Origin of the sequence: Kineosporia sp. NBRC 101731 (genome assembly GCF_030269305.1) — a bacterium.
GTDB lineage: Bacteria > Actinomycetota > Actinomycetes > Actinomycetales > Kineosporiaceae > Kineosporia.
In genome coordinates, this window is the sequence record NZ_BSTC01000010.1 from 182,648 (window position 1) to 201,693 (window position 19,046).

The window sequence follows — 19,046 nt, forward strand, 5'->3', positions numbered from 1 at the left end:
GGGGGTCAGCGTGACGCCCAGTCAGGCTCGGCGCGCACCGGGATCTCGGGGGCACCGGCTATCGGCGTGGTTGCGTAGAGGAAACGGATGCGGCCTTCATCGGCATCGTCCCCGTGCACGTGCACCACTCCGCAACCGCCTTCGGGTGTCACCAGGTACCAGCGGTTGGGCTGCTGGGTGTCGTCGTCGACCAGGCAGCGCCTTGCTAGTTTCGGGGTGAGGAACTGGGCCCATTCCAGCGGGCAAAGACTTGTCCCGGCGACCAATTCGGCGAAGACCTGTACGACGGTGCTGAAATCGACGCCGGGTTCGCCGCGCTCCAGCATGACCGCGGGAAGACCGTCTCCTGACGATGGATCGTACGGCTCGGTCATAACCCGATCTGCCGGAACGCCCAGTTCGGCGAGTGAGTCGATCAAGGTTCGAGGGTCCACGGCGCCGTCGTACAGCAGCTCGTAAATTTCCATTATTCTCCCCGAAAACTCTTGTGATGCTTGAATACTTCGTACGCTCGACGCTGTACCGAATCCGTGAGGGCCGGGAAGAACGTCATTGCCTCCTCGGCCTTGCGGCGATCACCGTCGGCCTGGATGTAGTGCTTCAGCGCGTGATACTCGTGACGACCCAGGTTGATGAGGCCTGGCCCTGAATCGGGAAACACGGTACCGGAGGGTTCTTCAACGCCGTAGGTTCGTCCGCTGGGCGTCTCGTAGCGGCTCGTGGACCGGTTCCACGGGGCGCGCCCTTCCTGAATGTCCCGGAGATCGCCGGATACATCGACGTCAAGGGTGAGGGCGACGTGCCGCACGGACCCGGCGCCCACCGCTGCGTCCCGGACGTCGGTGCAGACAGCACGCAGCTGGCCCCGTAGATCACCCAACGTGCTCATTCGACCCCGATCCGTTGCCACCGGGCGCAAACTATTCCGAACCACGAAGGTGGGGGCAAGCGTCCTCCATCCGTGCGAAGCGAGCGCCGGGCGGGCCGCGCGGTGGTGATCCGGGCGGTCGTGAGAAAGTCACGGAATGACTGACGACAACCGCTCGGTGAGCATCGAACGACTCGAGGAAGGCGTGTACCTGGCCACGAACAAGCGCGGTGACACGCTGCGCTTCGGGAGCAAGGCCACGGACGGGTTCTCCCCGGTGGAACTGCTGCTGGCCGCCATTGCCGGCTGTTCCGCCGTCGATGTCGACGTGGTCACCGGGCGGCGGTCGCCGGCCGAGCACTTCAGCGCCCGGGTGGACGCCGTCGCAGTGCGGGAGAACGGTGAGAACACCCTCAAGGACATCACCCTGACCTTCGACGTGCGCTTCCCCGAGGGGGAGGCCGGCGACGCCGCCCGCACCCTGCTGCCCCGCGCGGTCAAGGCCTCGCACGACCACACCTGCACGGTGTCGCGCACGATCGAGGCGGGCACGCCGGTCACGGTGCGCACAACGCCGTAGCAGTTGTCGTCACCGCTTCGAACGGGGGACGTCGTTGAGCCTCCGGCTCGCGGCGTCCCTCGCGTCGTGGTCCCGTCGCGGTTCAGGAGGTGGCGGCTCTCCACTCCCGGTCGAGCACCGAGAACAGCAGGCTGTCGCGCCAGGCGCCGTTCGTGAACACGTGATCGCGCATGCGGCCCTCGAGCCGGAACCCGAGCCGCTCGACCACTCCGACCGAGCGGACGTTCTCCGGCCCGATCGCTGCGGAGATGCGGTGCAGACCGAGGGCGTCGAAGCCGAAACCGGCCAGCAGCCGTACCGCGGCCGTCGCGTAGCCACGGCCCCAGGCGTCCGCGTGGATGGCGTACCCGAGCTCCGCCGCCCGGGTGCCGCCGAGGGACAGGCGGGCGAAACCCAGGAAGGTGTCGTCGCCGGGCGCGCTCATCGCCATCCAGTACTCGGTGCGCGGGCTCTGGCGGGCCGACGTCATCGCTCCCTCCACCAGCATCGCGGCCTCGTCCCGGGAGAGGGAGCCGAAAGCCAGCCAATGAGTGACGCGGTCGTCACCGACGACCGCGGCCACCCCGTCGGTGTCGGTCAGGGCGAACTCGCGCAGGACGACTTTCGGGCCCTCCAGGCGGAGGGGACCACTCAGGCCAGGGAGTCCAGACATTTCGGCAGGCTAGCCGAATACACCACACCCAGCCTCTGGGTCGCCCGGGTGACCGCCACGTAGAGGTCGCCCAGACCACGGGGCGAGGCCGCGACGATGTGATCGGGCTCGAGAACCACCACGGCGTCGAACTCCAGCCCTTTGGTCTCCCGGGGCTCGAGAACGACCACCCGGGCGATGTTCTCGGTGTCGGGATCCTCGCCCAGAGCGACGGTTCCGGCGAGCGCACCCGTCAGCGCACGGAAGGCCTCGGCGGCCCGGCCGGGCGCCGTGACGACGGCGAGACGACGGTCCTGGTCCAGGTGCGTGAGCTCGTCCGCGACCGCAACGACCAGTCCCGGGAGCACGTCGGGCCGATGAAGGGCCCACGGCTGCGGGCCGTCGGTGCGTACCGGCTCGGGTGCGGGAAGATCGGGGTCGACGGCCCGCAGCACCCCGGCCGCCACCCGCGCGATCGGTTGCGGCATGCGGTAATTGACGCTGAGTTCGGTCAGGCGCCAGCGGTCGCCGACGTGCGGTCCCAGGGCCTGGCGCCAGGAGGTCGAGCCGGCGGGGTCACCGGTCTGGGCCACGTCACCGACGAGGGTCATCGAGCGTGAGCGGCGCATCAGCATGCGCCAGGCCATCGGCGAGATCTCCTGGGCCTCGTCGACCACGATGTGCCCGAACCGCCAGGTGCGGTCGATGGCGGCCCGCTCGGCGGCGGTGCGGTGATCGATCTCCTCCTGCCGGTCCAGCAGGGTCTCGGCGTCGACCAGGTCGAACGCCGCGAGGATCTCGCTCTCCTCGTCCTCGAAGTCACCCGACTCCGAACCCCGCAGCACGTCGAGCACACCCTGGGCGTACTCCAGGTCGGCGGTCTGCAGCTCGTCGGCCAGGCGCCGGGTCGTCGAGTCGTCCCGGCCGAGGATCTCGGCGGCCTCGTCGAGCAGGGGCACGTCGGCCTCCGACCAGCCGGACCCGCGGGGGCGCAGCAGCAGTTCCTGCTCGGCCCGGGTCAGCCCGACCTGGGTGGCCGCGGCGCGAAGACGCTGGGGAGAGCTGAACAGATCGCGCAGCAGGCGGGTGGGCGTCAGTCGGGGCCAGAGCCAGTCGACGATACTACCGACGTCGTCGTTCTCCTCGAGCTCGCCCCGAACCAAGGCGAGATCCTCCGGCCCGAGCAGATTCTCGCCCCCCAGCGGATCGGTGCCGACGGCCTGGGCCCACTGTTCGGCCAGGGCCTCGACCACCAGCCGGCGCACCAGGGGCCGGGCCTCGTTGTGCAGCAGACGGCTGGCCCGAACCCGCTCGCGCAGTTCCTGGCCGGTCTGCCGGTCCAGGCGCAGCAACTGGCCGTCGTGGCGGACCGCGACCACTTCGTCGTCCTGGGGCACCCACTGCCGGTCCGCGACCGCACCGGCCACGACGTCCGCCATCAGCAACTGCCCTTTGAGGGCCGTGACCGCGCCGGGCTCGGTGAGCGTGGGGGAGACGCCTGGATAGAGGTCGCCGGTGGTGGCGAGCAGGACGCCGGTCTCACCGAGCGCGGGCAGCACCTCGGCGATGTACCGCAGGAACGTGGTGTTCGGTCCGATGATCAGGACACCGCGCCGTTCCAGCTGTTCCCGGTGGTGATAGAGCAGATAGGCGGCCCGGTGCAGCGCCACGGCCGTCTTCCCCGTTCCCGGACCGCCCTGCACCACGAGGATGCCCGGCAATCCGGAGCGGATGATGCGGTCCTGCTCGGCCTGTACGGTCTCGACGATGTCGGTCATCCGGCCGGTGCGGGCCGCGTTCAGCGCGGTCAGCAGGGCCGACTCACTGGTGATCGAACCCGGGCCGGTCTGTGCGGCCGGTGAGGTCGAGGCGTCGCCGGTCAGGTGCTCGTCGTGCAGCTGCACCACGCGACGCCCGACCGTGCGGATGTGACGACGACGCACGACACCGTCGCGCTGCAGTGCCGTGGCGAGGTAGAACGGCCGGGCGACGGGTGCGCGCCAGTCGATGAGCAGGGGCTCGTCGTCAGCTCCGGTCGTGTCGTCAGCTCCGGCCGCAGGCTCGGCGTGGTCCTCGTGCAGCCCGATCCGGCCGACGTAGCGGGGTCGCCCGTTGCCCTCCAGATCCAGACGCCCGAAGCACAGGGCGTTCTCGGCGGCGTTCAGCTGGGTCAGGCGCGCGCCGTAGAGGTGCACGGCCGCCTCACGTTCGACGAGCGCCTGGCGGGTCCCCGTGGCCGAGGCGAGTGCTCGGGTCTGACGGGCGGCGAGCCGGGCGCGGAGCTCGTCGACGTGGTCGTAGAGCAGGGAAATATATTCTTGCTCCAGTGCCAGGTCGGTAATTGACAATTGCTCCTCCGGGAAATAACATATGCCATGTTGGGTGGTATTCTTTTGTTTTGGGAATAGCGAACTCAATTGTCGAACATATCGTCTTTCCGGTTCCCGTGACCAGTGCAAAGACCTCCGCGAAGACCCTCTGCGATGTCCCGATGGTCAGCACTGCGTGTCCGTCTTCTCACGCTCGGCCCGACTTCTCCGGATCAGCACTGTCGGTCATGTCACCTTGACGCCGGAACGCCGTGAAGAATGCCGCCGGGACGCTGCCTTTCGGCGACAATCGGCCAATGCGTGATGACGTGCTCCCCGAGGCCGTGCGTGAGCGTGCGCTCGCCCTGGCCGCGGAGAACCAGCTCCCGGCCTATCTCTACGACCTGGCCGCCCTGCGCTCGCAGGCCGCTGCGATCCGCGACGCGCTCGCGGGGGCCGGGGTCGAGTTCCTCTACGCCGCCAAGGCCAACCCCGACCCGGCGCTCCTGCGCGTGATCGCGCCGCTGACCGACGGCATCGAGGTGGCCTCCGGCGGCGAGCTGGAGCACGTGATGGACGCCGCGCCCGGAGCTCGCGTGGCGTTCGGCGGCCCGGGCAAGACCGACCGGGAACTGATGGCCGCGATCGGCCGGGGTGTCTGGCGCCTGCACGTGGAGAGCGTGCGGGAGCTGAACCGGGTGATCGCGCTTGCCGGTCGACGTCCCGTCGACGTATTGCTGCGGGCCAACCTGCCCTTCGGGGTGAGCGGAGCGGCGCTGACGATGAGCGGGCCCTTCGGGATGGACGAGGAAACGCTCGCCGTCGCCGCCCGCACGGCCCGGGACGCCGCGGCCGCCGGTAGTGGGGTGAGGGTGCGCGGTCTCCACGTGCACCTGGCCTCCGGACTGGACGCCGGTCAGAAGCTGGCGCTCGACGGGCGCGTGCTGGCCTGGGCCCGGTGCTGGCTGGAGCAGTACCTGCCCGGCCGGGAGAGCCCCGAGATCAACCTGGGCGGGGGCATGACCGTCGACTACGCCGAGCCCGGCCGGCACTTCGACTGGCAGGCCTACGCCAAGGGTCTGGCTGAACTCGACCGGGGCCCGGCCGTGCTGCGGGTCGAGCCGGGCCGTTCGGTCAGTGTGCACGCCGGTTACTACGTCAGCGATGTGCTCGACCTGAAATACACGCGGGGCCAGGCCTACGCGATTGCCCGGGGCGGTACCCACCACCTGCGCACGCCGGCGGCCAAGGGCCACAGCCAGCCCCTGGTCGCGCTACCTGGCCCCGGGCGTTCCGGTGAGCCGCTGAACGACGACGAGGTCACCGTGGTGGGTCAGCTCTGCACCCCCAAGGACCAGCTCGCGGCCGGGGTTCCCGTGCAGGACCTGCGGATCGGTGACCTGCTGGTGTTCCGGATGGCCGGGGCCTACGCCTGGAACATCTCCCACCACGACTTCCTCATGCACCCGCACCCGACCTTCGCGTACCTCGACCCGGCGGACTGAGACCTCTCAGCAGCTGTAGCTGAGCTTGCAGATGGTGCTGTCGGAGTTGCGGGTGAACTCCCGGCGCTGCCCCTCGGCCCAGATGCCGAACAGCACCAGGGCGACCACCACCACGGCAATGATCTCCACCTTCAGCAGGAGGTCGGTGAAGCGCTTGGCCGAGCCGATGGCCCGCATCGTGGCCGGATGGGCGGTCTGCGACGGGTGGTGGGAGGGGTGGTGGGTCTCGTGGTGCGGTTCGCGCAGGCCGACCGTCGCGGGGACGAAGTCCGGGTCGGTCTTGTCGTGCGTGCGGGCCCGTAGGGTCGCCGCCGACGCCGCGGTCACGCCGGGCACCGTGTACTCCGGGTGCCGGGCCGAGGCCGGGGTGAGACCACTGCCGCCGTGGTGGATGTGGACGTCGGGCAGCACCTCCTCCTGGTCGTGCAGAGCGTGGATGTTGTCCAGGGGTGTGCGGGCACCCGGTACCGGATGCCGTTTCTCCTCCTCGTGCCGGCGGAACCGGTCGAGCAGGTCCTGGACCCGGTGGGCCTCCCGCTCGTCGGCGTGCCGGTGCCCGAGCAGCTCCGTGCGCATGAACAGCAGGCCCAGGGCCGCGATCGGCCACATCCGCGTGGCCAGGGCGGCCGCCATGATCGTCAGGGCGGCGACCCAGCCGGCGATCCGGATCGCGGAGCCGTGTCGTGGCGCCCGCCCGAACCGGATCAGCAGATGGACGGTGAGCAGCCAGGCCACCGGTATCCATCCGAAAGCTCGGATGATGTCCGCGACCGACATGATTCCTCCAGGGCGGAGCAGTGGCCGGAGACCCCGATGCCACCGGCGGTAACGGCCTTGTCGGCATCCGTCCGGTCAAACTTGAGGGGGCGCCGGTCGGTCAGCTCTACGCTGGGCCGACCTCGACGGTGAGCAACTCGCCGGGGGAACAGCGCAGGACCTCGCAGATGGCGCTCAGCGTGGAGAAGCGTACGGCCCGGGCCCGGTTGTTCTTCAGCACCGACAGATTCACCACCGTGACACCCACCTGCACCGACAGCTCGGTCAGGGTCATGCTGCGCTCGGCCAGCAGTTCATCGAGATGGCAGACGACGTGGTGATCGTGCTCCGACCGGTCTGGTGCCGGCTGGTCCGGTGCCGCCTGGTCCTGCGTCTGCTGGTCTTGCGCCGGCTCGAACACCTGCCCGGGACGCGGGTTCACACCAGCCCCTCGACGTCGCGGTGGAGTTTCTCGCCCTGCCGGAACGCCTCGGCCAGGACCACGAGGAGCACGCTCAACCCGACGACCGGGGCCAGGGACAAACCCAGGCCCATGACGAAGGGGCTGCCGGTTCCGAACAGCCCGAGACGATCGAGCGTCAGCAGCGCGGCGAACTGGGGGAGCAGAGGTACGAGAACGGCTGCGCTGCCGGTGACGGCGGCGAGCAGGTTCAGGCGGGAGGAGTTACCCGAACCGAAGGGCCGGCCCGCGGCGATCGAGGTCAGCACCGGCCGCAGGAGGAGGGTGCCGACGGCGACCGTGGCCCCGAGCAGGATCGCGCCGCCGTTGTTCAGTAGCCGCTCGGGCCTCGTCGGATCGGCCGCGGAGAGGACCGGGCCGTCGTTGCCCGCAGTGAACGAGCTCCGGCCGGCCTGACGGGTGTGCGCACCGGTGGCAGAGCTCGAGCCGGGGTCGCCCCCGGATTCCGTGGCCCGTTCAGCGACATAGCCGGTGGCCCGCTCCGTGCTGGCCCCGTCGGTCAGCTGGACCGGCACGTCCTGCGTCCGGGGTGATCCGGTCACCGAGGCCACCAACAGCACGATCGCCACGACCGCCGATACCGCTCCGACGGCGAGCATGATCCAGGTGATCACGCGCAACATCGTCGGGCTCACGTACCGCGGATCGTTCTTGAGTGGATCATTCTTCATCCGAGCGGTCACCGGCCCCGGGCCCATGGCTGCTGCGCTCATCTGGCTGCGCTCATCTGGCGGCTGCGCTCATCTGCACTCATCGTCGGTGCCCCCATTCCGTGTACATATCGACTTTCGATAGCCCCGTCCTGAGTATGGGCCATCGTTTTTCGATATGTCCAGGGGGATGTGACCAGAGTGCCGATGACTTCGGCGGCTCGCTGTCGTCCACCTGCTGGTTGCACATCCGTGAGCACGGAAAGGACAGATATCATGCCCACCATCAGTCCCAGCCTGTGGTTCGACGGCAACGCGCAGGAGGCCGTCGGCTTCTACACCCGGGTGTTCCCGAACTCGTCGATCCTGCGCACCTCCTACTTCGGGCCCGGCACGCCCGGGCCGGAGGGGGAGGTGATGGCGATCGACTTCGAGCTCGACGGCCGGCCGTTCAACGCCATCAACGGCGGCCCGCAGTTCCCGTTCACCGAAGCCGTCTCGTTCGCCGTGCTGTGCGGTGACCAGGCCGAGGTGGACCACTACTGGTTCGGCCTGAGTGCCGACGGCGGGCAGGAGGTGCAGTGCGGCTGGCTGAAAGACCGGTTCGGAGTGTCCTGGCAGGTGGTTCCCCGGGTGCTCGGTGAGCTGATCGCCGACCCGGATCCCGGTCGCCGCGACCGGGCGACCCAGGCCCTGCTCGGGATGAAGCGGCTCGTGATCGCCGACCTGCTGAAGGCCGCCGACGGAAACGAGACCGACGGAAACTAGACCGGCGGAAACTAGGGGGTGCGCCCGGTGAGGCAGTAGGGCCGCCCCAGCGGATCGGTCATGACGGTCCACTCCTCGTTCGCCGGGCCCACGACCGCACCCGCGGCGGCGTGGACCGGCGCGAGGCAGGCGCGTGCGGGTGCGGCCAGATCGAGGTGTGAGACGACGGTGTCCGCGGCGTCGTCCAGCCGTTGCAGCAGCAGTTTCACCGGCAGCCCGGCGGGCTGCCGCAACCGGGTGAACTCGGACGCACCGAGGGGATTCAGCTCCCAGCCGGTCAGATCCGACCAGAAGCGGGTCTCGGAATCCCACAGCGCGGGCGGAATGTCGAGGCACAGCTGGTCGAGGCGGGCCTTGCCCTCGGGCGAGGGGACGACACTCTCCCCCTCCCAGGGCACGAAGCAGAACGGGTAACCACCCGGGCTGGTGAGCACGTCGTGCTCCTCGCCCCGCAGAACGGTCGACGCCCCGAGGGCAACCGCTCCCGCCACGGCGTCGGCCCGCCGTTCCGGGTCGACGTGCAGGTCCAGGTGTGTCCGGGCCGGCCCGGACCCCAGCCCCTGGGCCCGCAGGTACGCGTCGCCCGTGGAGGGAAGCAGCGTGACGAACTCGCCGTCCTCTCCCCGGGGGGCCGAGAGCCGGCTACCGGTGACCCGGCGCCAGAACTCCACCCCCGCCCCGAACTCGGGGCTCGGGAAGTCCAGGAAGATCGTCATCCAGCGAATCTGCACCGCAGAGAGTCTAGGCACTCGATCGGCCTAACGCCGGGGCGGGGACCTGCCGACATGACCGTGGTGACGGGTATGACGTGTGGCACAACCGGGGCGGGGCCGGGACCGGCCGGGTTAGTGTGCCGCTTCGTGGCAGCGCAGAGATCCATCTCGTGAGCCCGGCTGCTGCCGGCCCCCCGGGGCCTCCGGGACGCCAGGACGACAGCGACCGGCCGACACGCCACGCGCGGGTCCGGGCCCGGCGCCGCCGCTGGTTGCGCATCACTCTCTACGGCCTGGTGGTGCTGCTCGTCCTCTCCGCCGGCGGCGGCTACTTCGTGTTCCGCCGGCTGAACGGCAACATCTCCTCGTCGGCGCTGTTCACCGGCACCACCGGTGGCGCCGGGGTGCAGAAGGCCGACGACCAGGGCCGCTTCCCGGTCAACGTGCTCGTCATCGGCACCGACTCGCGGGCGTCGAAGGAGAACTGCAAGCTCGGCGGCGCCTGCGACGAGACCCACAACAACGCGGACGTCGAGCTGCTGGTGCACGTCTCGGCCGACCGCACCAACATCACCGCGATGAGCATCCCGCGGGACACGATGACCGACCTGCCCGGCTGCAAGAACGCCACGACCGGCGAGAGCGTGGCCGCGCGCTACGGCCAGATCAACACCAGCCTGCAGTACGGCCCCGGCTGCACGGTGGCCGCGATCCACCAGCTCACCGGCATCACGATCGACCACTTCGCGATGGTCGACTTCTCCGGGGTGATCGACATGTCCGACGCCACCGGCGGGGTGCAGATCTGCGTGGACAACAACGTCTACGACACCTACTCGCACCTGAAGCTGTCCAAGGGCAAACACACGCTCAAGGGCGAGGCGGCCCTGCAGTTCGTGCGCACGCGCCACGGTTTCGGCGACGGTAGCGACCTGGGCCGCACCTACGGCCAGCACGCGTTCCTGGCGGCGGCGATCCGCTCGCTGAAGGACAAGGGCACGCTGCTGAACCCGACGAAGCTGTACTCGGTGGCCAGCGCGGCGACCAAGGCGCTGACGGTGGACGAGGGCCTGGACAGCATCCCGAAGCTGATCGACCTGGCCACGGAGTTCAACAAGGTCGACACCGACCGCATCACCTTCACCACGATGCAGACCGTGCCGGACCCGAACAACGCCAACCGCGTGGTGCCGGCCGCGGCCGCCCAGAAGCTCTTCGACACGATCCTCGACGACCGGTCGCTGAGCAAGGACAAGAACGCGGCGACGTCCACCACCACTGCGAGCCCGAGCGCCACGGCCGCCACGTACTTCTCGGTGCAGGTGCGCAACCGCAGCGGCAAGGACGGCCGGGCCCGGAAGGTGACGCAGACCCTCAAGGGCGACGGCTACATCGCGGCCACCGACTCCAGCACCGGTACGGCGCAGGAACGCACGTCGATCCTCTACAGCGGCAAGTACCAGCTCGACCAGGCCCAGCAGCTGGCCTCCGACCTCGGCGTGCCCTCGTCGCTGCTCGCGGTGGACCCGGACGTCGAGGTGGTGACCCTGGTGGTGGGCGAGGACTGGACCACCGGCGCGACCTATCCCCAGCTCACCGACGAGGAACGCGAGGACGCCCTCACCGACTCGCACGCCTCCTCCGCCAAGACCGCGGGTTGTGTCCCGGTCAGCACCCAGAACACCGTCACCTACAACGGTGTCTCGATGTCGCCGATCCGGGCCTACGCGCTCGCGACGGGTGTGAAGGACTCCGGCTCCTGAGTCCGGGACGTTCGCCCTTTTCTGTCGGCCGTTCGTCCCCTGACCGATAATTCGTGCTCAGGCCAGCTGGCGCTTTGGGCCGGAGAGGGACTGAATAGAGGGGAGATGCGGCTGCAAGGAATGAGGGGCTGACGATGAGGTCTCAGGTAGGGAACTGGTTCCGCCGTTGTTCGATGGCCACCCGGCCCGGACTGGGCCGGGAACACAACCCGTTACGCCGTCGCAGCGACCGGATCCAGGGCTATTGCGCGCTGGGGGCGGTGTTCCTCGTCCTGGCCGTCCTGCCCGTGGCGGTGATCATCGGTCTGCAGACCTGGCACCACTACTCCGCGATCTCCGAGCAGGAGCTCGCGTCGAGTCACCTGGTCACGGCCACGGTCGTCGCCGCTGATCCCGAAACCCGACTGGCCCGAAGCTATCTCGCCGAGGTTTCGTGGACGTACCCGGACCGGGTGGCGCACTCGGGCCACCTCGCCATCACCCAGACCACCCAGGTCGGTGACCGGGTGCCGTTGTGGGTCAACGACTCCGGCGCCATGACCGCGGCCCCGACCACACGGCTCAGCGTCTGGCTGGACACGCTCGGCCTCGGGCTGGGCCTGACCTTCGCGGCCGTGCTGGTGGGCCTCGCCGGGTACCGGGCCTCGCGGTTCGCGCTGGACCGGCGTCGCACCCATGATCTCGAGGTGGAGTGGCAGCGCTTCAACGAGAGCCGCTCGCAGGGATACCTCAACTAGCGCGGGTCAGGGCCGCCGCGGTCAGCCGGGTCGCCTCGTCGAGGCGGCGCAGGGTGAGCGTGACGGCCCGGCCGGTCTGCCGCTCGGCGTAGGCCTGGAGCATCTCCCGGTTGCCGGCCAGCGCCCGGCGGCGGTCGGCCTCACTGTGCACGGCCAGCCCGGCGTAGAGCTCCGAGACGTCGGACAGGCGGCGCAGAATGGCCCGCAGGTTGCGCCGTTGCGGAGTGCCGACCAGCATCTGCCGTAGGGCGCGGTCGGTCTGCACCCACTCGCGATTGGGCAGGTCGGGCGTCAGCCGGGCCAGCACGGCACGGGCCTCGTCGATCTCGGCGTCGGTGACGAGGGCGATACGTTCCCGCACGGCCAGGGGCAGGAGCAGGCGCCGGAGCTCGTGGATCTCCTCGAGTTCGTCGAGGCTGATGCCGTGCACGGTCGCCCCGCGGAACGGGTCGGAGTCGATCAGGCCCTGGCTCTCCAGCTCACGCAGAGCCTCCCGCACCGGGGTGACGCTGACGTCGAGGCCTGCCGCCAGTTCGCTCTGCACCAGATGTGTACCGGTCTGCAGGCTTCCGGTGACGATCGCCTCCCGCAGTCGCTCGGTGACGTCACGATGTGCCGTGCGACCAGAACCTCCGCCCGCCGTCATCCGCTCATCCTAACTTTCGTTACGGCACTAGCGGAGACGTCGCGTCGTGACGGGCCGCCGCGACCTCACGGAGTTTCTGCAGAACGATGGACGTGGTGGCGTCGGCGGGGCGGCCGGCCCGGGTGATCGCGTACACCAGCCGGGCGGGGGGCGGCCCGGCCACCGGGATCGTGCGCACGTTGCCGAACCGCAGCGGCTGGGCCAGCCGGGGCAGCAGCCCGACCCCGGCCCCGGCGGAGACCAGGGCGGCGAGCGCGTCGTACTCAACTGTCCAGTGCCGCACATCGGGAATGAAGCCAGCTGCCGCACAGGCATTGTCGGCAATCGCGGCGCAGGCGTCGTGGGGATTGCCGGAGATCCACTCCTCACCGGCCAGACGGCTCAGGTCGACCGTCCGGCTCCCGGACAGGGGGTGGTCCTCGTGCAGCACCACGTCGAGGATGTCGGTGATCAGGTCGATCCGGGCGTACCTCGGGTCGTCGCGCCGGGGGCCGCCGGGATGGTCGACGGTAATGGCGACATCGACCTCCCCGGCGTCCAGGGCCCGGATGGCCCCGACCGGATCGGCGTCGCGGGCGCGCACCCGCAGTGCCGGTCGTTCCGTGCGCAGCTGGGCCATGGCCGGCCCGAGCACGGCCGCCACCGCGGTCGGCAGGGTGGCGACGCGCACCTCGCCGACCAGGCCGTCGTCGAACGCCGCCAGATCGGCCCGGGCGCGCTCCAGCTGGGCCTCGATCGCGTGGGCGTGCCCGAGCAGGACCCGCGCGTGCCCGGTCAGCCGCACGCCGCGACCTTGCTTCTCCAGCAGGGGGACGTCCAGCTCACGGGCCAGCCCGGCCAGCTGCTGGCTGACGGCCGAGGGGGTGAGGTGCAGGGCCGAGGCCGCCGCCGCGACGGTGCCCCGCTGCTCGACCTCCCGCAGCAGCCGCAGCTTACGCAGATCGATTGTGAAGTCTGGACTGTCGATTGACATGAAGAAAATCTAGATGGACTTAACGATTAAGTCGAGAGCATCCTGGGGGCATGAGCCGCCGAGCTGTGATCCTCTTCCTCTCCCTGGGCCTGGCCTGGGGTATCCCGTACATGTTCATCAAGGTGGCGGGCGAGGAGCTCTCGCCGTCGGTGCTCGTGCTGGCCCGCACCGCGCTGGCCGCCCTCCTGCTCGTACCGATCACCCTGCTCAGCCGGCGCCACCGCGCCGCCGTGCCCCGCGTCCTTCAGCACTGGAAGGCCGTGGCCGCCTACACCGTCGTGGAGGTGGCGCTGCCCTGGGTGGCCCTGAACCACGCCGAGCAGCGGCTGTCCAGCTCCACGGCCGCGATCCTGATCTCCGCCGTGCCCGTGGTCGGCGTGGTGATCGCCCTGATCACCCGCCGGGCCGAGAAGCTCGGTCGGCGGGGCGGTTTCGGCCTGCTGCTCGGCACCGCCGGGGTGGCCGCGCTGGTCGGGCTCGACGTGAACGTCTCCGACCTCTCGGCTGTGGCCGAGATGGGCGTGGTGGTGCTGGGTTACGCCATCGGCCCGGTCATCCTGTCGCGGTACCTGGGCGATCTGCCCGGTCTGCCGGTGGTGACCGTCAGTATCGTTCTGGCGGCCCTGATCTATCTGCCCGTGGTGCTGCTCGGGCCCGGCCTGCCCTCGCAGATGCCCTCGGCGAAGGTGCTCGTGGCGGTTGGCGTCCTGGCCGTGGTCTGCACCGCCGTCGCCTTCCTGCTGCTGTTCGCCCTGATCGGGGAGCTCGGCCCGGTGCGCGCCACCACCATCGTCTACGTGAACCCGGTGGTCGCCGTGATCGGTGGTGCCCTGTTCCTCGGCGAGAAGGTCACCCTCTGGACCGTGCTCGGGTTCGGCCTCGTGCTGACCGGGTCGTACCTGGTCAACGGCACCCGGCGCCCGGCCGGCCCGGCCGCCCCGGCCGTGCCGGACCCCGGGCGGGAACTGCAGACCGCCTGATCACCCGCGCTATCGTGGACGGATGCCCCTGACCGCCACCTCCGAGGCCGCGTTCGCCGCCGACGTGCTGGCCAGTCCCCGGCCGGTGCTGGTCGACTTCTCGGCCGGCTGGTGCCCGCCCTGCCAGATGATCGAGCCGGTGCTCGAGCAGATCGCCACCGACGAGGCCGCCCGGCTGCGCGTGCTCACCGTCGACGTGGACGAGAACCCGGTGGTGGCCGACCTCTACGCCGTCACCTCGATGCCCACCCTCGTCCTGTTCCGGGGTGGGCAGGAGGTCGCCCGGGTGCAGGGCGTCAAGCCGCGTGAGCTGATCCTCGCGGAATTGCGCCCGTGGCTGTCCGCGTAGGGCTGCTCGGCCCGCTCGAACTGCACGTCGACGACCGGCCGGTGCCGGTGAAGGGCCGGCGCCGCCGGGCGGTGCTGGCCCTGCTGGCGGCCGCCGGCGGGCGCACCGTCACCACCGGGACCCTGCTCGAGGAAGCCTTCTTCGACGTCGAGAACCCCGCCCCGAACACGCTGCACGTGCACGTCTCCCAGCTGCGCTCGCTGCTCGCGCCGTACGGCGCGGCGCTGGAACGTCAGGGCACCGGTTACCGTCTCGACGCGTCCGTGGTGTCGAGCGACGCGGCCGAGCTGGACCGGGTGCTTGCGGCCGTGCGCACCGCCCCCGCCCGCATCGGTGAACTGCGCACGATGCTGGACGCGTGGCGCGGCGGCTTCTGCGAGGACGTCGCCGTCCCCGCCCTGGAGGGCCGCCGGGCCTTCTACACCGACCTGCGGATCAGTGCCTGGGAGGCGGTTTTCGACGCCGAACTGCAGACCGGGGGCGCCGCCGACCTGCCCGAGCGCATCGAGCACCTGCTCACCGAAGCTCCTCTGCGTGAGCGGCTCTGGGGGCAGTTGATGCTCGCGCTGAACGTGGCGGGGCGGCAGGGCGAGGCCCTGGCCGCGTACCGGCGCGCCCGCACGGTGCTCGCCGACGAGACCGGGCTCGATCCCGGGCCGGCGCTGCGTGAGCTGGAGACGATGATCCTGCGGCAGGCCGACTCGGTGGACACGATGGGTGCCTCGGCCCCGGTGCTGCCCGTCAGCACCGCGCCCACCCTGGTCTGGCTCGACGCCTCCGGCGCCCTCAAGGCCCGGCCGATGCTCGACCGCGCCCCGCTGGTCATCGGCCGCTCCGCCGACTGCGACGTCCGCATCGACTGGGACCCGCTGGTCTCCCGGCGCCACGCCACGATCGCCCGCACGGCCGGGGGTTTCGAGGTCCGCGACCTGGGCTCGACCAACGGGGTGCTGGTCGACGGCGAGCGGGTGGACCAGGTCGCCGCCATCGGGTTGCGGGGTACCGTGCAGGTGGGTGACGTGGCCTTGTTCCTGCGCGGGCCGTCGGAGCGGGTCGGCTCGCGCCAGCCCACGGTGAAGTCGAGAAAGCCTGAAATCTAGCCGTTCTCCAGGAAGTGTAAAGACTTCTCCACCCGGTCCAGGCGTCCCGAGAGTTTCTCGTAGTCCTGGTCACGGCTGAACAGCACGATCTGGTCGGTGTCGCGCCCGGAGGCCGACATCACCATCAGGTAGCGGATGGTCAGCCGCAGGTCCGGGTTCTTGCTGGCGATCAGGGTGCCCTCGACCTTCCAGGCCGAACGGTCGTCCACGGTGGTGCGCACCGGGGTGCCCAGGCTCTTCTTGTTCTCGGCCAGGAACGTCTCCAGATGCTGGCTCACCGCTGTCGCGTCCTCGAGGTCCAGCCGCCCGCTCTGTTTCGCGTAGAGCCCCTCCACGCTGGTGCCGCCCGCGATCGCCGCGATCACGTTCGTCCAGTCGCCGGTCTCCAGTACCCCGCCGTACTGGTTGGTGCAGAAACAGGTCTTGCTCAGGTTCGAGTGCGGCGCCCATTCCGCCGGCCGGTCGAACGCCAGCCACGAGGTGGCCGCGTCGGTGCCCTCGTAGCTCACGTAGTCCGGGCCCAGCCAGCGCGGAAGCACGACGAAAGCGGTTGCCAGCAGAGCTGTCACGGCCAGGGTGGCGACGATCCAGGGGGTCCGGCGGGGCTTGCGGGCGGGATCGTCGGTGGTGGCGACCAGGGGTGCGCCGGGCGACGGGGGTGCGGCGACCGGCTCGTTCAGGCTGGGTTGGTCGTCCATGGAGTCGGTGGGTGGGTGCCTCGGGCCGGGCAGCGGTTCGTGGCCGAGCGCCTGGCGAAGCTGCGCGATCACGTCGCGGCACGAGCGGGTCCGTTCGGCCGGGTCTTTCGCCATCGCCCGGCCGATCACGGCGTCCACGGCCGGGGGAAGGCCCGGGACCAGAACGGACAGCGGCTCCGGATCGGACTGCATGTGGGCCCAGAGCATCGCCGCGTCGTCGTCCCGCTGGAACGGAGGAACTCCGGAGAGCGCCTCGTAGAGAACGCATCCCATTGCGTACACGTCTACTGCGGAGGAAACTTCCTGCCCGGAGATCTGTTCCGGCGCGACGTAGGCGATGGTGCCGATGAAGTGCCCCGCGGTGGTGAACCCGGACAGGCTGCTCGAGCGTTTCGTCAGGCCGAAATCGGTCAGGTAGACGTGGGTCCCGGTCGTGGACCGGGACAGCAGGATGTTGCCCGGCTTCACGTCGCGGTGCACCAGGCCGTGCTCGTGGGCGGTGTCCAGGGCCGCCGCGACCTGGGTGAACAGCGTCAGCACGAGATCGGGTCCGAGCCGTCCCGACTCCGCGATCAGCCGGCCCAGGTCCTGTCCGTCGACGTAGCGCATCGCGATGTAGAGGAGGCCCCCGCTCTCCCCTTCAGCCTCACCCGCGGCGTAGATGGGCAGCACGTTCGGATGATCGATGCTCGCCGCCAGCTCCGACTCCCGGATGAAGCGCTGTCGGAACTTGTCGTTGCCCGCCAGTTCCGGGGCGATCAGCTTCAGCGCCACCCGCCGTCCCAGGAGGCGGTCGCGGGCCCGGTACACCACCGCCATCCCGCCCCGGGCGATGAAACCCTCGATCTCGTAGCCGGCGATCACGTCGCCGGGGGCGTGCATCATCGGTCCGGGCGGGGCTGGACGGGACGTTCCAGGGTTGGTTCCTCGCCGGTGATCACCTTCGGGTCGGTGGTGCCCGTGGCGAAGACGGTGGTGCTGCGGTCGGGGTGCGGGTCGTTGGTGGTGGACGGTGTGGAGCTTCGGTCCTGCGGTTCATCGGCGGGGGACCCGGCCTCCGGGGCCGGCCACCGGCGGCGCCGGGCCACGGCCACCGCGATCATCGCCCCGGCCAGCACGAGGATCACCAGCGCCGCGAAGACCCCGATGGCGAGAGGGCTCCAGCCGCCGGTGCGGCCGTCGGGAACGGTCAGGGCACCCGCCTCGTCGGAGAGGTCCTGCGCCGTACCGGACTTCTCGGTGGACTGCGCCAGGAGATCCACCGCCACCCGCTGGCCGCCGGTGGCCTCGGCCGCGGCCTTCAGCTTGGGCACCGCCGCGGCGAACTGGTCCGCCTCGAAAAGCTCCAGACCGTCTTGGAACTGGGCGTCGACCGGACTGGAGTCGCGGGTCAGGCCGAACGTGCGCAGGTCGTTGGAGATGTGCGACGACGACACCGCGGCGAGCTCGTCACCGCCCTCCGGGGTTCCGAGGAAGGCCACCAGGTCACCCCGGGCCGACACCACCGGCGCCCCCTCGGCCAGCGCCCCGAACTCCTTCGCCCACTTCTTCAGGTCCTGCGCCGGGACCGGCGAGGTCTCGGAGTCGGTCAGCGTGCCGGTGCCGACCAGCGGTTCCTCATTGACACCGCGGGAGCTCACCACCCAGTACTTCGCGCCCGGCTGCGGATTGGCCAGTTGCAGGGTGAGCGGGGTGACGCCGCGGGGCTGGGTGGAGAGCACCGCCACCCGGGCGTCGGACTGGGGCAGACCCTCCAGCGCCGCGTCGTCGCCCTGGCTCACGCTCGGCATGACCCGGCGGTGCATGACCACGAAGACCGCGCAGTGGTGCGAGCTCTCCCAGTCGTAGCAGCTCTGGAGCCGGTCGTTGATCTCCGGGTCGGTGGGTGGGCTGTCGGCGAGGCTGCCCTTGTTCTTCGCCGTGATCGTCGTGCGGGAGAACGGGTCGTCGGGCAGTTCCTTCAGGAACTTCGCGTCCTTGAACGCCTGGTTCACACCCCAGGTGCCGAACCGCTGCTCCTGCTCCTGCTCGTCGTACAGCCCGCCCTTGCTGGTGATCACCAGGCCCCGGGAGTTCACGAACGTGCCCGAGGCCACCGCCTGGGGGTCACTGACCTCGTCGTAGCGGTACTTCTCCACGTGGTAGTGGTGCAGTGCCACGTACACGGTGGCCACCGTCTCCACCCGCACCAGAGCGCCCTGGGCCACCAGGTCGGGGGTGGTCCATTCCTCCCCGCCCTGCGGTAGGTCGACATGGCTGTCGGCGTCGTGCTCGCTGTGCGCGGTGGCACCCGGTGACGGCGTGCTGGTCGCAGTGGTCGTGCCACCGTGGTGCTGCCCGTTGGTCAGCTGCGGTGCGGGGGTGTCACCGGCCTGCGCGATCACCGACTGTGCGGGGATCGTGACCAGCGCGAACCCCAGAGCAAGTCCGGCGACACGTGCCTTTCGTCCTTGGAGCCCCCCGGCCCTGTGCTGGGTCATCCCCGGCCTCCTCGTCTTCTTTCCGGACAGTATCGGCCGTCCGGGCATCGCTGACATAC

At 70.1% G+C, this 19,046-nt stretch carries 20 protein-coding genes; 8 read left to right on the plus strand and 12 right to left on the minus strand.

The window, feature by feature from the left end:
- Positions 1-5: 5 nt before the first annotated feature.
- Together QSK05_RS25160 and QSK05_RS25165 are read right to left on the minus strand one after the other, a co-directional pair.
- Positions 6-467, minus strand: a complete 462-nt coding sequence (locus QSK05_RS25160) for a hypothetical protein (protein WP_285599788.1) — start codon at positions 465-467, stop codon at positions 6-8.
- Entirely contained in the window at positions 467-910 is a 444-nt protein-coding gene (locus QSK05_RS25165) for a hypothetical protein (RefSeq protein WP_285599789.1), read from the minus strand. The genes QSK05_RS25160 and QSK05_RS25165 overlap by 1 nt, the downstream gene beginning before the upstream one ends.
- A gap of 115 nt (positions 911-1,025) precedes the next feature.
- Here QSK05_RS25165 and QSK05_RS25170 point away from each other — a divergent pair, with 115 nt between their 5' ends.
- Complete coding sequence (locus tag QSK05_RS25170) at positions 1,026-1,448, plus strand: OsmC family protein (RefSeq protein ID WP_285599790.1); 423 nt, start codon at positions 1,026-1,028, stop codon at positions 1,446-1,448.
- Positions 1,449-1,530: 82 nt separating this feature from the next.
- Here QSK05_RS25170 and QSK05_RS25175 read toward each other — a convergent pair whose 3' ends face one another.
- Positions 1,531-2,100, minus strand: coding sequence for a GNAT family N-acetyltransferase (locus QSK05_RS25175; RefSeq protein WP_285599791.1), 570 nt, complete (start codon positions 2,098-2,100; stop codon positions 1,531-1,533).
- Positions 2,079-4,427 (minus strand): helicase domain-containing protein, encoded by a 2,349-nt coding sequence (locus tag QSK05_RS25180; RefSeq protein ID WP_285599792.1) that lies wholly within the window; start codon positions 4,425-4,427, stop codon positions 2,079-2,081. The genes QSK05_RS25175 and QSK05_RS25180 overlap by 22 nt, the downstream gene beginning before the upstream one ends.
- A gap of 278 nt (positions 4,428-4,705) precedes the next feature.
- Between QSK05_RS25180 and QSK05_RS25185 the strand changes: the two genes are divergently transcribed.
- Complete coding sequence (locus tag QSK05_RS25185) at positions 4,706-5,893, plus strand: type III PLP-dependent enzyme domain-containing protein (protein ID WP_285599793.1); 1,188 nt, start codon at positions 4,706-4,708, stop codon at positions 5,891-5,893.
- Positions 5,894-5,899: 6 nt separating this feature from the next.
- On the opposite strand, the gene QSK05_RS25190 is transcribed toward QSK05_RS25185, so the two are convergent.
- The 3 genes from QSK05_RS25190 to QSK05_RS25200 all read right to left on the minus strand — a co-directional run bounded on the left by QSK05_RS25190 (position 5,900) and on the right by QSK05_RS25200 (position 7,843).
- Positions 5,900-6,670: a hypothetical protein gene (locus tag QSK05_RS25190; RefSeq protein ID WP_285599794.1), complete on the minus strand. Its 771-nt coding sequence runs from the start codon at positions 6,668-6,670 to the stop codon at positions 5,900-5,902.
- A 106-nt stretch (positions 6,671-6,776) separates the two neighbouring features.
- Positions 6,777-6,962 (minus strand): helix-turn-helix domain-containing protein, encoded by a 186-nt coding sequence (locus tag QSK05_RS25195; RefSeq protein ID WP_285599904.1) that lies wholly within the window; start codon positions 6,960-6,962, stop codon positions 6,777-6,779.
- A 125-nt stretch (positions 6,963-7,087) separates the two neighbouring features.
- Positions 7,088-7,843 (minus strand): DUF2975 domain-containing protein, encoded by a 756-nt coding sequence (locus tag QSK05_RS25200; protein ID WP_285599795.1) that lies wholly within the window; start codon positions 7,841-7,843, stop codon positions 7,088-7,090.
- A gap of 213 nt (positions 7,844-8,056) precedes the next feature.
- Between QSK05_RS25200 and QSK05_RS25205 the strand changes: the two genes are divergently transcribed.
- Positions 8,057-8,548 (plus strand): VOC family protein, encoded by a 492-nt coding sequence (locus QSK05_RS25205; protein WP_285599796.1) that lies wholly within the window; start codon positions 8,057-8,059, stop codon positions 8,546-8,548.
- An 11-nt stretch (positions 8,549-8,559) separates the two neighbouring features.
- Here QSK05_RS25205 and QSK05_RS25210 read toward each other — a convergent pair whose 3' ends face one another.
- Complete coding sequence (locus QSK05_RS25210) at positions 8,560-9,279, minus strand: VOC family protein (RefSeq protein WP_285599797.1); 720 nt, start codon at positions 9,277-9,279, stop codon at positions 8,560-8,562.
- Positions 9,280-9,431: 152 nt separating this feature from the next.
- Between QSK05_RS25210 and QSK05_RS25215 the strand changes: the two genes are divergently transcribed.
- On the plus strand, positions 9,432-11,024 hold the full coding sequence (locus tag QSK05_RS25215) for an LCP family protein (protein WP_285599798.1): 1,593 nt from the start codon (positions 9,432-9,434) through the stop codon (positions 11,022-11,024).
- Between the two features lie 134 nt (positions 11,025-11,158).
- Positions 11,159-11,761, plus strand: a complete 603-nt coding sequence (locus QSK05_RS25220) for an Rv1733c family protein (protein ID WP_285599799.1) — start codon at positions 11,159-11,161, stop codon at positions 11,759-11,761.
- On the opposite strand, the gene QSK05_RS25225 is transcribed toward QSK05_RS25220, so the two are convergent.
- Both QSK05_RS25225 and QSK05_RS25230 read right to left on the minus strand, forming a co-directional pair.
- Positions 11,754-12,407 (minus strand): GntR family transcriptional regulator, encoded by a 654-nt coding sequence (locus tag QSK05_RS25225; protein WP_285599800.1) that lies wholly within the window; start codon positions 12,405-12,407, stop codon positions 11,754-11,756. The genes QSK05_RS25220 and QSK05_RS25225 overlap by 8 nt on opposite strands.
- A 19-nt stretch (positions 12,408-12,426) precedes the next feature.
- Positions 12,427-13,380 (minus strand): LysR family transcriptional regulator, encoded by a 954-nt coding sequence (locus QSK05_RS25230; RefSeq protein WP_285599801.1) that lies wholly within the window; start codon positions 13,378-13,380, stop codon positions 12,427-12,429.
- Between the two features lie 50 nt (positions 13,381-13,430).
- Here QSK05_RS25230 and QSK05_RS25235 point away from each other — a divergent pair, with 50 nt between their 5' ends.
- The 3 genes from QSK05_RS25235 to QSK05_RS25245 are packed head-to-tail and all read left to right on the plus strand — an operon-like array spanning position 13,431 to position 15,809.
- Positions 13,431-14,360, plus strand: a complete 930-nt coding sequence (locus tag QSK05_RS25235) for a DMT family transporter (protein ID WP_285599802.1) — start codon at positions 13,431-13,433, stop codon at positions 14,358-14,360.
- Positions 14,361-14,382: 22 nt separating this feature from the next.
- Positions 14,383-14,709, plus strand: a complete 327-nt coding sequence (locus QSK05_RS25240) for a thioredoxin family protein (protein WP_285599803.1) — start codon at positions 14,383-14,385, stop codon at positions 14,707-14,709.
- Complete coding sequence (locus QSK05_RS25245; protein WP_285599804.1) at positions 14,694-15,809, plus strand: BTAD domain-containing putative transcriptional regulator; 1,116 nt, start codon at positions 14,694-14,696, stop codon at positions 15,807-15,809. Before QSK05_RS25240 ends, QSK05_RS25245 begins: the two co-directional genes overlap by 16 nt.
- Here QSK05_RS25245 and QSK05_RS25250 read toward each other — a convergent pair.
- A complete protein-coding gene (locus QSK05_RS25250) occupies positions 15,806-17,389 on the minus strand; it encodes a serine/threonine-protein kinase (protein ID WP_285599805.1) in 1,584 nt (527 codons plus the stop codon). The genes QSK05_RS25245 and QSK05_RS25250 overlap by 4 nt on opposite strands.
- Positions 17,389-18,987, minus strand: a complete 1,599-nt coding sequence (locus tag QSK05_RS25255) for a hypothetical protein (protein ID WP_285599806.1) — start codon at positions 18,985-18,987, stop codon at positions 17,389-17,391. The genes QSK05_RS25250 and QSK05_RS25255 overlap by 1 nt, the downstream gene beginning before the upstream one ends.
- Positions 18,988-19,046: the final 59 nt, after the last annotated feature.

Coding starts and splice junctions, on each gene's coding strand:
- QSK05_RS25205 (WP_285599796.1), top strand. CDS start 8,057: ATGCCCACCATCAGTCCCAGCCTGTGGTTCGACGGCAACGCGCAGGAG.
- QSK05_RS25190 (WP_285599794.1), bottom strand. CDS start 6,670: ATGTCGGTCGCGGACATCATCCGAGCTTTCGGATGGATACCGGTGGCC.
- QSK05_RS25235 (WP_285599802.1), top strand. CDS start 13,431: ATGAGCCGCCGAGCTGTGATCCTCTTCCTCTCCCTGGGCCTGGCCTGG.
- QSK05_RS25185 (WP_285599793.1), top strand. CDS start 4,706: ATGCGTGATGACGTGCTCCCCGAGGCCGTGCGTGAGCGTGCGCTCGCC.
- QSK05_RS25175 (WP_285599791.1), bottom strand. CDS start 2,100: ATGTCTGGACTCCCTGGCCTGAGTGGTCCCCTCCGCCTGGAGGGCCCG.
- QSK05_RS25200 (WP_285599795.1), bottom strand. CDS start 7,843: ATGAGCGCAGCAGCCATGGGCCCGGGGCCGGTGACCGCTCGGATGAAG.
- QSK05_RS25160 (WP_285599788.1), bottom strand. CDS start 467: ATGGAAATTTACGAGCTGCTGTACGACGGCGCCGTGGACCCTCGAACC.
- QSK05_RS25240 (WP_285599803.1), top strand. CDS start 14,383: ATGCCCCTGACCGCCACCTCCGAGGCCGCGTTCGCCGCCGACGTGCTG.
- QSK05_RS25250 (WP_285599805.1), bottom strand. CDS start 17,389: ATGCACGCCCCCGGCGACGTGATCGCCGGCTACGAGATCGAGGGTTTC.
- QSK05_RS25230 (WP_285599801.1), bottom strand. CDS start 13,380: ATGTCAATCGACAGTCCAGACTTCACAATCGATCTGCGTAAGCTGCGG.
- QSK05_RS25220 (WP_285599799.1), top strand. CDS start 11,159: ATGAGGTCTCAGGTAGGGAACTGGTTCCGCCGTTGTTCGATGGCCACC.
- QSK05_RS25255 (WP_285599806.1), bottom strand. CDS start 18,987: ATGACCCAGCACAGGGCCGGGGGGCTCCAAGGACGAAAGGCACGTGTC.
- QSK05_RS25170 (WP_285599790.1), top strand. CDS start 1,026: ATGACTGACGACAACCGCTCGGTGAGCATCGAACGACTCGAGGAAGGC.
- QSK05_RS25225 (WP_285599800.1), bottom strand. CDS start 12,407: ATGACGGCGGGCGGAGGTTCTGGTCGCACGGCACATCGTGACGTCACC.